This window comes from Bacillota bacterium, from assembly GCA_033549065.1.
GTDB lineage: Bacteria > Bacillota > Dethiobacteria > DTU022 > DTU022 > JAWSUE01.
Genome location: JAWSUE010000018.1, coordinates 1 through 13,706, shown reverse-complemented (window position 1 = coordinate 13,706; position 13,706 = coordinate 1). Strand labels below are relative to the sequence as shown.

The following is a 13,706-nucleotide window of genomic DNA, read 5'->3' as shown; positions in this document are numbered from 1 at the left end:
TCGTACACTTATTTGGTATTTAGAATATTTAAATTGCTATTATATGCTACTTGACCATCAGAACGCTTCCACTCTTTGCTTCCTGAATTACTGCGTTGCTGACACTTCCGAGCAGCAGTTTTTTCAAACCTCCCAGGCCCCTGCTGCCGATAACGATTATATCAAATCCTTCTTTCGCGGCAGTTTCCAAAATTGTTTCTGCCGGGTGGCCCTGTTTTAAAATAGCCCGCGCTTTTATACCCTCTTTTTCAAAAATGGCCAGGGCATCTGCAATAACTTTTTCTCTTGCCTTTTCGTGCTCTTCCTGTATTTTCCTGAACCGATCGACATCTTCTTTGGAGAATGTATCCCTGGTTGTTGCTCCAACTTCAAATAGCGGTAGGGCGGCAAAATCAACTTTTTCCTCGTATACATGAATTACTGCCACATCATCAGCCTTGCATCCTCCGGCAATCAGCGCCGCTTTTTCCAAAGCCTTCTTACTGTGTTCAGAACCATCCGTGCAAGCTAAAACCTTCATTCCAAATCCCCCTTTGATAACAATGAGCTCGTATAAATCAATTGCTACATATTATCCAGACAATCTGAAAATTGATCATTTTCTATTTATATTTTACCATATTCCTGGAGAGAATTCCTTTAAAAAAGCGAACAGCAATGTCAACCAGGAATGGGAAACGGAGTAACAGTTCCTGCAAATAATAAGAACTCCTCAATTCTTTTAGAAGAACACTCTCGCATAATTCTTCGTACCGGATCAATTTCACCCCATTATTCTTTTGCTGTAATGCCTCGTGAATGACCATAGCTGCAAGTTGACCCGAAATCATGCTTCGGTGTATACCTCCGCCGGTCAGCGGGCTGATAAAGCCGGCTGCATCACCAACCAGCAGAGCTCCGTTAAAGGCATATTGCAAATATTTTTGTGAGCCAAAATTGAGCGGCCAGGCAGCGATACTCCCGATCTCCGCACCTTGCTTTAGCCGCCTTCTAATTGCAGGCAGAGTCATGAAATCTTCAAGCATTTTCTTCAGGTTGCTGTGATTGCGCCGATAATAATCAAGCCTCATACCCAGTCCCAGGTTTGCCCGGTTCTCACCGGTCGGAAAAATCCAGGCATAACCGGGTAAAATATCGTGATACAAAATAAATTCAGCTTCATTGTGATTTACTTCAATACCCTCAATATACCCCCGGATAGCCATGGCCCGGTGCTTAGAAACATGCCTTTTGCGATCTCTTAAATGCCTTGAAATTACCGATGAAACTCCGTCGGCGCCGACTGTAACTTTTGCATATAAAATCTCGGAGTTATCACCCTCAGCTGTTATACCGATAACCTGCCCGTTTTCGATCAACGGTCCGGTCACTTTTAAGCTTCTGAACTCAACACCCAATCTGATCGCATGCCGGACAAGCAGATCATCAAAGAATAAACGTGAAGTTATATGAGGATAATAACTACTACTGCCTTGCTTAAGAGGAGCGATCAGATGTTGCCCCGAGGGCGCTACAAGACGCATTGACATGAGGGGATAGAAATGTCCTTCAGCAATAGCCTGATCTACGATCTCTTTCATACCTGCATCGGCCAGGATATTAAATACTCCCGAAGGTAAAGCATCACCACAAATTTTATCACGGGGGAAATCATCTTTATCTACAAGGAGAACTTCATGTCCCAATCGGGCTAGAAGTGATGCAGTTATCGACCCCGAAGGACCAGCGCCGACGACAATGACTTCCCAATCCCGTTTCACTATCCTACCCCTTTTAAATATTATGGAATAATAATATCTCTACTAATCCTTTAACAGCACTATACAACCCTCAAGTGGTTTGAGAACAAGTTCGTCCTGGATAACTTCTTCACCCCTGTTAGGGTCGGTTGACAGTAGAATACGGCTCTGGTCTGCCAGTAAACTTGTATCGTATTTGCGTTTCCCATTGGAAAAATTAAGGGCTACCAGTAATCTTTCCCCGTTCGATTCTCTTAAGTAAAAATAACAATCCCCGGCCACTCCTGAAGTAATACTGGAATACAAACCTTCCTGTAAAGCTGGTGACCTCTTCCCTAGATGGATAAGTTTTTTGTAGAGATTTAGCAATGAAGCCGGATCTTTTTCCTGGTAGGCAACATTTCGGCTTTCCACTTCCGGCCCAGCAGGCAACCAGGGTTCAGCCGATGTAAAACCTGCATGCCTTTCTGCTGTCCACTGCATCGGCGTTCTCGCTCCGTCACGACCGCGATAAATTGGAAACCACTTGATCCCGACAGGATCTTTTAACGCTTGACGGGGTAATTTGGCTTCCTTCATGCCAATCTCTTCTCCGTAATAGATAAAAGGTGTGCCCCTTAAGGTGAGCAGCATCATCGCCAAAAGGCGGGCCCGTTTGTCCTCCTGACCCTTCCGGGCATAACGGCTAATGGCCCTCATAATATCATGATTACTGAATGTATAAGCCGGCCAGGCTTTTGACGGTAAATTATTCTCCCATCTTTCAACACTGCGCCTGAAAGCACTGGCTTTCCAGCGGTTCTGAGCCAGGGAAAAATAAAAATTCATATGAAGTTCATCGTTATTATCACCATAATAAGAAGCAACAAGCGCAGGATTTTCACTGTTTATTTCCCCCACACTGGTTGTACCGGGATATTCATCAAATATTTTTCGAAATTCTTTCAGGATATTATGAGTTTCCGGATGGTGTCTGCTGTATACTTTATCCTGCAGTTCGGGCAGCTCAAGAAGTTGAAAGATATTTACAATCAGCGGCCGATCCCAGAAAGGGCTATGCCTGAATCGTTTAATTCGGTGAAATACTGAAGGGTTGTCCCGAAATTCTTCATCCTGGCAATAGCAGTGAGCCACATCCAAGCGGAAACCATCTACTCCCCGCTCCAGCCAGAAACGGATCACCTTATGGATTGCCTGACGAACTTCAGGGTTAAACCAGTTCAGATCAGGCTGTTCCTTTAGAAATGAGTGCAGATAATATTGTCCTGTAATTTCATCCCATGCCCATGCCGAGCCAAAAAAGTTATTCTTCCAGTTATTCGGCGGGGCATTACGCGGACCGCGTCCGTCACGCCAGATATACCAGTCCCGTTTTGGATTATCCCGCGAAGATCTTGACTCCTTGAACCATCTATGCTGATCAGATGTATGGTTTAGCACCAGATCGATCATTATCCGGATATTACGTTTATGCGCTTCCTTCAGCAGCCGGTCAAAGTCATCCAGGGAGCCGTAACATGTGGCAATATCACAGTAATCGGCCACATCATAACCGAAATCCAGGTCGGGGCTTACAAAAAAAGGGCTGAACCAGATCGCATCTATCCCGAGAGAGTTCGCAGTTCCATCATTTAGATAATCAAGCTTTTCAATAATACCGTTTAGATCACCGATACCATTCCCCATCGTATCAAGAAAGCTGCGAGGGTAGATTTGGTAAAATACTCCCCTTTTCCACCACTCAAGATTATCTACCGATCGGTTAAATATTTCTTCGGTTGTTTTAATTATTGTCACCTTCCTAAATGGTCAGTAGAACTTCAATAGCTTAGCCTGGTAGCGCCTTCAGGTATAGCTGCCGGAAGAAATCAGATAGATCCTTCAGTTGATATCTTAATACATAAAATCATTATATCAAATATTGATTACTGCTGATGTTCATAAGCATTCAAAATCGCTTATAACCATAAGCAATTGGAGTGGATTCCTCAGACAGCTATCGAACAGCGTTATTTTATCATTGAAATAGCAAATCAGGAAATTGTTAACATAACGATATTCAGCCCCTGATTGATTGCGATAACTGAAAATAGTGGATACTTTATAATATCTGACAATACTTTGTCATTTTAGATCTATTGAATAAGACAGCGCTTTGAGACATCATGAAAGAAGTTGACATAATCATTATTTGATGATAGAATGTAAATGATGTACTTAAGGTTTGAAAATGAGAAGAGGAAAATGTTATGAAAAAAAATATTGGATTGATGATTGTTTTAATTATAGGCTTTGCTTTCGTCACAACAGGTTTTACTGTAAGCACATCTGGTTCTGAGCCCCTGACCAGTCAGATTTGGGCAGTCAGTGTTTCTGCAGATCCCGGAGAAGTAGGTTCTTTAACTACGAATTTCCAGGCAGCTCACGGATCATATGAAAATGTGGATGATGAGGATTATGTAGGCGATTACTTTAACATTGAACAGCAGTCCTACGTTTCATCCGGTGAAACCAAGCGCTATATCGATATCAGCAGCCCATATTCTCACGCCTACCTTAGTGAAGACATGACTGTTATCGGAATGGCCTCAATTCGGGAATCTTTTTCAATGGAGAATTTTCCGGCAGGTTCAGCCGCAACAGTTAGCTGGTGGGATCTTTTTTAAGCAGTATAACAATATTTATGATATTCATTAAGCTTGCAGAGAAGGGAAAATTTCTCCCTTCTCTTTTATATTTAAACAGCAAATGTTCAATAATACTCAACAATTTATGATATAGGATATAGCAATTTAACAAAAATAATAAGGCTTCAGGTGGTTTATGTCCTGAAGCCTTATTTCACTGGTGCGCCTGGAAGGATTTGAACCCTCGACTAACGGATTAGAAGTGCGTTAAAGCACTTCAGGTGAAATCTTGCAACCCTTTGGTTATAGTGGTTTGCGACTTTTTGCTTCTATTTATTTCAGGTCATTTAGGGGCGTTTCCTGTTCCCGTTGTTCCCAAATTAATCCCAATCGGCTTTAAAAATTACAATTACAACACACGGCAACTATATCCCACATAGAAGGCAAGATGCAAGAAAAATATTAATACTATTGAAAGAAATTGTCAAATATATCAGTTGTGATGGCTGGACTATCTTATAACAGAGATGTTGGAGCAACTCGGCAGCCTTAACTTGAACCTGTAGCGTCTGTGCTTAAAGGATAGGCCATTATTATTTTGACAAATGGGCTTAACAGTTAATTAAGGACATAACCGTCACGATAATGTATACTTAAAGCGTAAATATCTGCGAAAAGGAGCTTTAATATGAGTTTAAAGGAAAGCATTGACAAGCGCGTTCAACATGTTAATATGCCTGAGAATCTGGCGGTAGGCATGATGGTTCGCGACCAACGTAATAGATGCCAAGATTTACAGTGTCCTTTTGATTATTTTGCCTTTGCTTTTGGCGAATCACCATTTCAGGTGCCTAAGGAGTTAAGCCATGCTCTGGCGGAAAACTCTGCTGTAGGCGGTTATACCGAGCCCGGAGGTATTGAGCAGTTAAAAAGCGTAACTGCTGACTTCTATAACAGACATTTCGACCTAAATATTGAATCAAATAGAGTGATTATCGGCCCGGGCACAAAATCACTTTTCTACATGATTTTTTCTATGCTTGCTTTAGACTACATTATCCCAGTGCCTTCCTGGATCGGCTACACCCCACAGCTCGATCTCTTAAGCAGAAAATGGCACACCATTGACTTATTACCAGACAATAATTACAAGCTTCAGCCTGAGCAGTTAGAACATTTTTTAGCCAAGCATCCTGATAAAGCCTTCACTTTAATCCTAAACAGCCCCCACAACCCTACTGGTCAGGTTTATGACAAGTTTGAGTTAGAGGCTCTTGCTGCAGTTTGCCGACGCCATGAAGTAATTGTGCTTTCTGATGAAATTTACTCTTTGACCACCTATGACATAAAAAGCTACGCAAGTATGGCCGCCGTCTATCCGGAAGGTACTCTCTTGACAGGTGGCCTTTCAAAAGATCGTTCTTCCGGAGGATACCGTCTGGGCGTAGTTGTTCTGCCTGAAAAATGCCCTGAAGAACTGCACTTTGGTCTCGAAAAAATTGCAGCCACCATCTATACCAACGTTACGACCCCAGTACAGTATGCAGCAGTTAAAGCATACACCTCAAGCAGTGAAATGGATGAATATTTGCAGGTTACACGTTCGATTCATGCCTTAATCGGTCAAAAACTGAGTGAACGATTCGCCCGTATTCCCGGGCTTAATGTAACTGAGCCTAAGGGTGGCTTTTATTTTCTGGCTGACTTCAATCAACTCGGCGAAGTAATTCATGAAAAAGGGATAGACTGTGCTAATGAACTGAGTAAAGCACTTATAGCTCACCCTCACCATATTGCTGTAGTTACCGGGGATTCTCTGGTTGTAAAACCGGACAACTATTGTGCCCGCATTGCTTTCGTCGATTATGACGGTCCTGCTGCTTATGAAGATTACTTACAAAACCCACCTTCAGGTGAACAGGGGAAAGAGAAATTCTTTAACAAACATGCCTCAAGAATGTTAAAAGGCGCAGATGCGTTGGAAAAATTTTTAAATAGCTGACCAGAGGAAATTCAAATGACTTCTAACAGCAAACTCTTGGTATTTGCCAAAGCACCTCTTTCACTTGGTGGTGAGTGTTCCTGGACAGGTTGTATCCCTTCCAAGACCCTGCTAGCTGCTGCAGAGCTAGCCCATAAAATACAGCAAAGCCCATGGTTAGAATCTGATTTTTCAAAGGAAAGCAAAAACCTTTTGGAACACGGTGTAATGGAGCACGTGCGCTCGACAGTTGTGTCTGCGGCTAAAGTTTCAAAGGCTGCAGCCCTTCTAAAGCGTTATTCAGTGGAAGTTATCATCGGCAGCCTGTCATTTGTTAATAACAACACAATTAACCTGGATCAGGGCGACTTTAACCTTAAAGCAGCCGGTGTTCATTATAACACCAAGGGTACTACAGTTAATGATTACATGTAGACCAATGAGTTAGTTTTTGCCCGGTATAAAAGAATCGGCTTATTTACGCTTGGACAGTCAGTTCATGTTTATCCAACGCTCGGGTTGGCTGTTCAGCGGGCTGTAGATGAGTGGTTTGCCGAGCTGGCCGGTCGGCCTCTTGTTGCTGTTTTGGCAAAGCTATTTAGCAACAGAATGTAGGGGAACAGGAATAATACCACTGTGAAAATATCAGTCATTATACCAACATACAACGAAGAAAACTATCTCGCCCGCTGTATTGAATCAGTTCGTGCCCAGACCTTCCCGGCAGAGATCATAGTCTCTGATGGGGGCAGCGAAGGTAGCACTTTGGCTATAGCGCATTGTGGGCTCTGCTGGCCTATCGCCTGGGATACCCTCTGGAAAAAATCAGAGAAAAATATTACGGCAGGTAAAGCTGCTTCGCAAAATGACATATTGTATAATTAGTAATAATGTTTAAATTGATTCTTAACAATGCTATAATTGCAATAGTTAATATAGCATTATTCTAGAGGGAGCAAGATGAACTTGAGCGACTTTAGAATGCTGGCTGTTGCATTAATATCAACTGCCCTTATAGCGGAGTGCGGCGAGGCTGTTCCGGCAAGCCCGGTTACAGAATCTGTTTAGCCACCTAATGTGAGCACGGATAATAACCAGGTATTTGGTCAGGTCGCCGATACGACAGTAAAGGAAATTGCAGTAGTAAATATTGAAGACGCAGGCAGTTTCAGTTTTAATCCTAATGAGGTTGAAACAACCCGGCCAGATAACTTTAAACCGGGCTATTTTTCCCTTTTCGACGTGCTGGCTCACCTTTCTATTAGAGGCGAAATCGAACTGGATTATTATATTGATGATAGTATGTGTTTTGATCTATGATCTGAAATGTTCCAACCGGGCGTCATTATCGCTATCGATACCATCCTCAGCCTTGGCGAAGCCGACTTGCTCAGTTATGATTTACAGTGGTACGAATCTATTGGTACTGCCGGTCTGGTGAAGAGCTACTGGGTAGAGCGGATCAATATAGATCAAAGCGCAGGGCGGTGTAGATCTGTTTACGAGGCCGTGGATGAACTGTTCTGCTTTTTTAAAGGTTACCATAACCATATCCCCTCGGATATCAGGGTTATAAATTCCCCGGCTTTCCTCGAATACTTCTGGATCTTTATTTAGTGTGAATTTAGATACTGAGAAGAAAGGATGATTTTGGTGACAAAGAAGATACTTAATGCACAGCAGGAAGAGCTTTGCAGCACCCGCAGGTGGGATTTCTCCGACCTTAAAGCGCTATTTATCAACTGTACCCTGAAAAAAAGCCCTGAAATGTCGCATACTGAAGGTTTAATTAAAATTTCTCAGGCGATCATGGAGAAAAATAAAGTAGCTGTAGAATTGATTCGCGCGGTGGATTACGAGATCGCCTGTGGCGTTTATGCGGATATGACCGAACACGGCTGGGAAAAAGATGATTGGCCGCAGATCTTTAAAAAGTTATTGATGCCGATATTTTGGTTCTTGGTTCGGCTATCTGGCTCGGCGAAAAAACCTCAATTTGTCAAAAGGTGATTGAACGGCTTTATGGCCAATCGGGTGAGTTGAATAAAGATGGTCAGTATGCCTACTATGGACGGGTTGGCGGTTGCCTGATTACCGGTAATGAAGACGGGGTAAAACACTGCGGAATGGGCATTTTATATTCTCTGCAGCACCTTGGTTTTGTCGTTCCGCCTCAGGCCGATGCCGGCTGGCTTGGTCCGATTGGCCCCGGACCATCCTACCTGGATCCTGATTCAGGCGGCCCTGAAAATGATTTTACCAACCGTAATACTACTTTTATGACCTGGAATCTTCTACATCTGGCCAGAATGATTAAAGACAGGGGCGGTATCCCGGCGCACGGCAACCAGCGCAGCAAGTGGGTAGCAGGCTGTCGTTTTGATCATCCCAATCCAGAGTATCGTTAAAGTGCGATCCGGGGCTGCTTCAGAATTCTATATCTGATTTATGAAGTGGCAAACAAGGGCAATAAACAGCTTACTGTAGATTTGGGCGTTGCGAACCTGCAAAGTTATTCCGGCGCTGTTGGCACCTGCCACAGCTTAAACAGCTATCTGGAACAATATTCTGATCAAGCATTAGCTGCCTCATACCGGCAGGAGGCTGGAAATCTTTTAGGCGAAGCACAGAGACTCTACGACCTGAACCGCGAAATGCTGGAAGAATTACTGAAGCACGCATAACCCTTAAAGGGGGGTTTGACTTGAATAAATTAATTGGTATCAGCGCTGGCAGAAAAGGAAAAGCCACCGAGTCTCTAATCCGTGCGATTCTTGCCGGAACCGGTACACAGTATGACCTAATCAGCCTCTCCGGCAAGTTAATTCAGCCCTGTGAAGCCTGCAATGGTTGCGTAAAAACAAACCGCTGTATAATTAAAGACGACTTTCAAAAAGTGTATGAAAGCCTTCAGCAGGCCGACGGATTTGTTTTTGGCGCTCCAACATACTGGGAACATATGAATTCTAAGGGGCAGGCTTTTTGGGAAAGAGCGTGTTTTTCCGGACGACATAATGCATTATTCCCCTTAAAGGGGAAAATAGCTGTTGCAGTGGGTATTGGTGGATATGATAGTACGGGTGAGCATGTTTTAGCTGATCTTAAGCGGTATTTTGAAGATGCTCGTATTAATTTGCTGGATTCTATTGTAGCTCAAGGTGAATTCGCCTGTTTTAATTGCGGGTTTGGCAGCACGTGTCCGGTGGGTGGGTTCGCCGATCTATATCCTCTCGGAACACCTATTACCCCGGAAATAACTCCGTCTATCTGCAACCAGTTACCGAATGTAGCTGACTTGCCGGATTCTTTAAGGGATATCAGAGGCAAGGCCCATGGCTTGGGCTTGCTGCTGGCAGAGAAGGTCATAAGGCGAGGCAAACAATAGATTTTCCGGCTACCGGCACTGAAGGAGCTAATAATACTATGGCCGAAATGGAGTTTGCAAAAAGAAAAGTGGCCGAAGCTGCCCTCAGCTATATAGATCCTGACCAGTTGCTTGGGATCGGAACGGGCAGTACAGTTTCCTGCTTTATTGAGGAGATGGTTTTAAGCAAGTTATTTCCGGTAGCGGCAATTCCAACATCATTGAAAACAGAAAAACTGCTCCAGGAGGCCGGTATAAAATGTATTCGTCATGATCAACTTAATCAACCAGTTCCAATATATATAGACAGCGCGGATGTGGTTGATTATTACGGGCAGGCCATAAAAGGTGGCGGCGGCGCACACAGAATTGAAAAAAAGGTTGCCTCTTTATCGCAAACCTGGGTTTGCATCATTGATGAAAGCAAATTAATTGATCAATGGCGAGAACCATTCCCCTTGCCGCTGGAGATTATCCCTACTGAATATGATCAGGTCGCTGCGCAGGTCAAGGCGATGGACGGCCGATTGGTCCGCCGTTTCAGCATAAAAGCTGATTCGGGCAATCTGCTGGCAGATATTCATGGGATCGATCTGACCGGAGATCTTAAAAAACTCGAAATAGAAATAGAAAGAATACCAGGTGTAGCTGCCTGTGGTATTTTTGCCAAAAGAAAGGCCGATATAATACTGGTTGGCAGTTCTGACGGAACTGTTATACCTATTGAACCTGGAAGGTGAACAAATTATGATTAAGGCGGTAATATTTGATCTTGATGGCACCCTTGTAAAAACTGAAAGATTGAAAGCAATTTCCTATGGGTTGGCAGCAAACGAGCTTGATCTGGAAAGAGACCACCAGGATCAGGCGCTGCTCGCTTTTGCCGAAGTAGTAGGCCGGCCCAGACACGAGGTGGCTCAATATATACTGCAGATACTAAATATTGAAGAAGCAGCAGCCCGGCGTTGTAAAGAATTTATGGTTTGCGAAGCCTGGCAGGCACTGATCCAAATCAGGCTGCAGATATATGAGAGAATGATAAAAGATGCTGATTTGCTGCGCAAAAACATATGGCCATACAATCTAGAACTGTTAAAATGGGCACGCTCGGAAGGATATCTGACCGGGTTGGCCACAGCTTCCTCGTGCCTGGCTGCTCGTCATGTTTTAAAAGCACTTGATCTGGAGGCATCTTTTGATTATATTGCTACCAATGATGACGTTGAGCATAATAAACCGGATCCTGAAATTTACCAGTTAGTTGCATCCGGTTTGGGGGTTTTACCGGCAGAATGTATTGTGATTGAAGATTCACCTGCCGGTGTAACCGCAGCCAGAGAAGCGGGCATGGCTTATCTTGCAGTCAGCACAGAATTTACCCGGGACAGGTTGCATGCAGATAAATATATTGACGAAAAGTGGATTGTCGACGAGCCTTCCAGGCTTAAGCAACAATTCCTGCAGCTAATAGCTGAAATAGCGGCAACCTGACATCTGTGCTACAACCTTAACAGAATTAACCTGTTTTGCAAGACTATGCTTAGCTGGTTAGCTTTTCAAAAAGATCATCCAGCGAAAAAGTAATCTCATAATATGAATTTGCCAGCCAGTTGCAATCCTTGATTACTTTCTTTTGAATAGTACTTAAATCTTCTTTTTTAAGCACAGCATTAATATGTTCCTGCAGCTCTTCATAGGTGAAACTGCTCTCTAGCCGATCTGTAACAATTCTTAATAACTCCATCTGAACGTCCATCTCAGCTAGTTTTTGCACGAAGTCTTCTTTCTGGTAAATATGTTTTTTTACAATTTCAGGAATCTCCAAAAGATCTCCGGAAGGTTTGAATTGCAAATCATTATTTTTATCAATGACGACGATTCTGAAGACTACTGAAGAAGTGAATAGTCGGTTAAGGTGCGGTTCAGAGTCAGCCGCGCTTCATCATCCGTTAAAGTTAAGATTCTTTCGATTATCCCTTTTTCCGAATATCGTCGCCTGGATCAAAGTAGCGGGCAATAACCCGGTTCGATTTCGGAGTTAGCTTTATATTACTGCACCTTACCTGTAGAGACATGGTCAATCGCCTTTACTATGACCAGTTTTAACTTTCGAGAGTCATGAAAAGGTTGTTCAGTGATTCAGCCAGCGTAGGGTGTGCAAAAACCCCTTCACGAATGGCAGTGTAAAGCAACTTGCCGAGCATTGCCACCTGAAGCACCGCCATTACCTCTCCGCCTTCAATGCCAAGGACGGCCGCACCTAAAATTTGACCAATTTCGGCATCGACTACTGCTTTTATAAAACCTCTTGTTTCATCTGTTTCCAGGGCACGTGCCACCCAGTTCATTGGCATTGTTCCTACTTTAATCTTATAGCCAAGCGATCTTGCTGCCAAAGCGCTTAAACATCTGTCCGAACTCCAGGCCGACATAGCCACCACCAATGATAACCAGGTGTTTTGGCAGCTGATCAATTTCCATAATCGTGGTTGAGTTAAGTGCCGGCACCTGATCGAGACCTAATCCTGAGGGAACAGCCGGTCTGGTGCCAGTGTTAATAATAAACGTATCTGCTTGCAGGCGCTTTGAAGGACCTTCATTCATCGATACTTCAACTTTTTTTCGCCTGTAAAACGTCCAAAACCCTCAAAAAGGCTTAGTCCATCGGTTGAAAGAATTCTCTGCCGGCTTCCGCTTCTAAAACTTTCAACAATATCCCGTTTCCGATTGAGTACAGCTTCTAAATTAACTGAACTTTGCCATAAGGCATCGGCTGAAACTTACAGAAGCATGTTAAACCTAAAAATCATATGGTCAACCGCGGCTATCGCCGGATTGCTTATATCTGTGCTGCAGGAAGATCAGGGCAGGCTAATTGTTCTATCGCTACTGTTAGTGGTCTTTTTGTTCTTTAACGGCCTTTGGGTCTTTTGGAGAATACGAATCGCAAGGCCATAGGCTTACCTGCCCCCCGAAAACATCGCCTTCAATATCCAATGGTATCTCGGAGAATAGTTTAAGCAGGGCAAACAATGTATCGTTTTCTAAACAGTTGTAAGTCTTGGGCATGACATCTTTCAGATCCTCATTCTCCACTTCGATAGCTTTCATAGCATCATTAATCTGGTGGCCATGATTCGGCTGGAAAAAGAATTATGCACCGCAAAACCGTGTACATTGAAGGGAAAACAGAAAGTTCTCGCAGAAGGAAGGCAGAAAAAGAGCTGGCTATTTTTTTGGCTGAAGTCGAACGTGGCGAGTTCTATAATAAAATGAAGAACAAGTGGGTAAACTTCTAAAAGCTCTTGAGCATGAACCGATAAATTACCGTGTTATCGTATCCCTCGCTGTGGTCACGGGTGCGAGAAGGGGAGAGCTTGCCGCACTCGAATGGTCTGATGTTGATTTCGAAAATGGAACCATTGCGATTAACAAAACAGCTCAATACTTGAAGGGAATAGGCACTTTTTTAAGTAATACCAAAACCGAATATTCGGATAGGGTAGTTTCCCTTCCTGCATTTATGGTGGATCTGTTGAGGATTTATCGTAAAGAATGGCTCACAAATAAGCTTAAATTGGGTGACAGTAGGCAAGCTGATAACGGGCTTTCCAAGGATTACCTTGACACATGGAAAGACAGAGAGCTGCTTTTTACAACATGGGACGGCTGGCCGATGAATGTAAACACTATCTCAAAGTGGTTCCCAAAGTTTTTATCCCGTCACGGCCTGCCAAGAATCAAATTCCATGCCCTTTGACATACTGCTGCCACCTTATATATTGCCTGGGGGATTCCAACCCGATCTGTATCGAATATATTAGGTCATGCCCGCACGAGCACCACCCAGGATATTTACGCAAAAAGCCTTCAATCAGTGGAGAAAATAGCGGCCCAACGAATGAATACCGCCTTCGATAAATCAGCCCTCAAGTAGCTGCCATTTTTTCACATGTTCCCAAAGTGTTCCCATTTAGCTCCTTAGAAAGAGTGAG

Annotated in this window: 18 protein-coding genes and 2 pseudogenes; 13 read left to right on the top strand and 7 right to left on the bottom strand. The window is 43.5% G+C overall.

Features of this window, described 5'->3' with window-relative positions; all coding sequences use genetic code 11:
* Positions 1 to 46: 46 nt before the first annotated feature.
* From SCJ97_10815 to SCJ97_10805, 3 genes are all read right to left on the bottom strand, one after another.
* Positions 47 to 520 (bottom strand): universal stress protein, encoded by a 474-nt coding sequence (locus tag SCJ97_10815; protein MDW7740524.1) that lies wholly within the window; start codon positions 518 to 520, stop codon positions 47 to 49.
* 82 nt (positions 521 to 602) lie between these two features.
* On the bottom strand, positions 603 to 1,760 hold the full coding sequence (locus SCJ97_10810) for an NAD(P)/FAD-dependent oxidoreductase (protein MDW7740523.1): 1,158 nt from the start codon (positions 1,758 to 1,760) through the stop codon (positions 603 to 605).
* A gap of 42 nt (positions 1,761 to 1,802) precedes the next feature.
* Complete coding sequence (locus tag SCJ97_10805) at positions 1,803 to 3,536, bottom strand: alpha-glucosidase (protein ID MDW7740522.1); 1,734 nt, start codon at positions 3,534 to 3,536, stop codon at positions 1,803 to 1,805.
* Between the two features lie 452 nt (positions 3,537 to 3,988).
* Here SCJ97_10805 and SCJ97_10800 point away from each other — a divergent pair, with 452 nt between their 5' ends.
* The 11 genes and pseudogenes from SCJ97_10800 (at position 3,989) to SCJ97_10750 (ending at position 11,202) form a co-directional block, all read left to right on the top strand.
* Positions 3,989 to 4,405 carry a hypothetical protein gene (locus SCJ97_10800; protein MDW7740521.1) on the top strand — a complete coding sequence of 139 codons (417 nt, stop codon included), beginning with the start codon at positions 3,989 to 3,991 and terminating at the stop codon, positions 4,403 to 4,405.
* A gap of 649 nt (positions 4,406 to 5,054) precedes the next feature.
* Complete coding sequence (locus SCJ97_10795; GenBank protein MDW7740520.1) at positions 5,055 to 6,368, top strand: aminotransferase class I/II-fold pyridoxal phosphate-dependent enzyme; 1,314 nt, start codon at positions 5,055 to 5,057, stop codon at positions 6,366 to 6,368.
* Between the two features lie 15 nt (positions 6,369 to 6,383).
* The gene (locus SCJ97_10790) at positions 6,384 to 6,782 is read left to right on the top strand and encodes a hypothetical protein (protein MDW7740519.1); all 399 of its coding nucleotides are present in this window, start codon (positions 6,384 to 6,386) and stop codon (positions 6,780 to 6,782) included.
* Positions 6,783 to 6,983: 201 nt separating this feature from the next.
* A complete protein-coding gene (locus SCJ97_10785) occupies positions 6,984 to 7,232 on the top strand; it encodes a glycosyltransferase (GenBank protein ID MDW7740518.1) in 249 nt (82 codons plus the stop codon).
* A 192-nt stretch (positions 7,233 to 7,424) separates the two neighbouring features.
* On the top strand, positions 7,425 to 7,667 hold the full coding sequence (locus tag SCJ97_10780) for a hypothetical protein (protein ID MDW7740517.1): 243 nt from the start codon (positions 7,425 to 7,427) through the stop codon (positions 7,665 to 7,667).
* 6 nt (positions 7,668 to 7,673) lie between these two features.
* Complete coding sequence (locus tag SCJ97_10775) at positions 7,674 to 7,964, top strand: hypothetical protein (GenBank protein MDW7740516.1); 291 nt, start codon at positions 7,674 to 7,676, stop codon at positions 7,962 to 7,964.
* Between the two features lie 27 nt (positions 7,965 to 7,991).
* Positions 7,992 to 8,755 (top strand): annotated as a pseudogene (locus SCJ97_10770) (flavodoxin family protein).
* 6 nt (positions 8,756 to 8,761) lie between these two features.
* On the top strand, positions 8,762 to 9,031 hold the full coding sequence (locus SCJ97_10765; protein MDW7740515.1) for a cyclodeaminase/cyclohydrolase family protein: 270 nt from the start codon (positions 8,762 to 8,764) through the stop codon (positions 9,029 to 9,031).
* A gap of 20 nt (positions 9,032 to 9,051) precedes the next feature.
* Positions 9,052 to 9,732, top strand: coding sequence for a flavodoxin family protein (locus tag SCJ97_10760; protein MDW7740514.1), 681 nt, complete (start codon positions 9,052 to 9,054; stop codon positions 9,730 to 9,732).
* Positions 9,733 to 9,770: 38 nt separating this feature from the next.
* A complete protein-coding gene (gene rpiA, locus SCJ97_10755) occupies positions 9,771 to 10,451 on the top strand; it encodes a ribose 5-phosphate isomerase A (protein MDW7740513.1) in 681 nt (226 codons plus the stop codon).
* Positions 10,405 to 11,202: an HAD family phosphatase gene (locus SCJ97_10750; GenBank protein MDW7740512.1), complete on the top strand. Its 798-nt coding sequence runs from the start codon at positions 10,405 to 10,407 to the stop codon at positions 11,200 to 11,202. The genes rpiA and SCJ97_10750 overlap by 47 nt, the downstream gene beginning before the upstream one ends.
* 49 nt (positions 11,203 to 11,251) lie before the next feature.
* Here the strand turns inward: SCJ97_10750 and SCJ97_10745 are convergent, their stop codons facing one another.
* The 4 genes and pseudogenes from SCJ97_10745 to SCJ97_10730 all read right to left on the bottom strand — a co-directional run bounded on the left by SCJ97_10745 (position 11,252) and on the right by SCJ97_10730 (position 12,834).
* The gene (locus SCJ97_10745; GenBank protein MDW7740511.1) at positions 11,252 to 11,563 is read right to left on the bottom strand and encodes a hypothetical protein; all 312 of its coding nucleotides are present in this window, start codon (positions 11,561 to 11,563) and stop codon (positions 11,252 to 11,254) included.
* Between the two features lie 250 nt (positions 11,564 to 11,813).
* Positions 11,814 to 12,059 (bottom strand): hypothetical protein, encoded by a 246-nt coding sequence (locus SCJ97_10740; protein MDW7740510.1) that lies wholly within the window; start codon positions 12,057 to 12,059, stop codon positions 11,814 to 11,816.
* Between the two features lie 22 nt (positions 12,060 to 12,081).
* The gene (locus SCJ97_10735; protein ID MDW7740509.1) at positions 12,082 to 12,315 is read right to left on the bottom strand and encodes an FAD-dependent oxidoreductase; all 234 of its coding nucleotides are present in this window, start codon (positions 12,313 to 12,315) and stop codon (positions 12,082 to 12,084) included.
* A 366-nt stretch (positions 12,316 to 12,681) separates the two neighbouring features.
* Positions 12,682 to 12,834, bottom strand: a pseudogene (locus SCJ97_10730) (SAM-dependent DNA methyltransferase).
* 32 nt (positions 12,835 to 12,866) lie between these two features.
* On the opposite strand from SCJ97_10730, the gene SCJ97_10725 reads away from it, so the two are divergent.
* The gene (locus SCJ97_10725; GenBank protein MDW7740508.1) at positions 12,867 to 13,010 is read left to right on the top strand and encodes a hypothetical protein; all 144 of its coding nucleotides are present in this window, start codon (positions 12,867 to 12,869) and stop codon (positions 13,008 to 13,010) included.
* Positions 12,995 to 13,471, top strand: a complete 477-nt coding sequence (locus SCJ97_10720; protein ID MDW7740507.1) for a site-specific integrase — start codon at positions 12,995 to 12,997, stop codon at positions 13,469 to 13,471. Before SCJ97_10725 ends, SCJ97_10720 begins: the two co-directional genes overlap by 16 nt.
* The last annotated feature ends 235 nt before the right edge of the window (positions 13,472 to 13,706 follow it).

Coding starts and splice junctions, on each gene's coding strand:
- SCJ97_10795 (MDW7740520.1), top strand. CDS start 5,055: ATGAGTTTAAAGGAAAGCATTGACAAGCGCGTTCAACATGTTAATATG.
- SCJ97_10725 (MDW7740508.1), top strand. CDS start 12,867: ATGCACCGCAAAACCGTGTACATTGAAGGGAAAACAGAAAGTTCTCGC.
- SCJ97_10775 (MDW7740516.1), top strand. CDS start 7,674: ATGTTCCAACCGGGCGTCATTATCGCTATCGATACCATCCTCAGCCTT.
- SCJ97_10740 (MDW7740510.1), bottom strand. CDS start 12,059: ATGAACTGGGTGGCACGTGCCCTGGAAACAGATGAAACAAGAGGTTTT.
- SCJ97_10790 (MDW7740519.1), top strand. CDS start 6,384: ATGACTTCTAACAGCAAACTCTTGGTATTTGCCAAAGCACCTCTTTCA.
- rpiA (MDW7740513.1), top strand. CDS start 9,771: ATGGCCGAAATGGAGTTTGCAAAAAGAAAAGTGGCCGAAGCTGCCCTC.
- SCJ97_10815 (MDW7740524.1), bottom strand. CDS start 520: ATGAAGGTTTTAGCTTGCACGGATGGTTCTGAACACAGTAAGAAGGCT.
- SCJ97_10735 (MDW7740509.1), bottom strand. CDS start 12,315: ATGAATGAAGGTCCTTCAAAGCGCCTGCAAGCAGATACGTTTATTATT.
- SCJ97_10800 (MDW7740521.1), top strand. CDS start 3,989: ATGAAAAAAAATATTGGATTGATGATTGTTTTAATTATAGGCTTTGCT.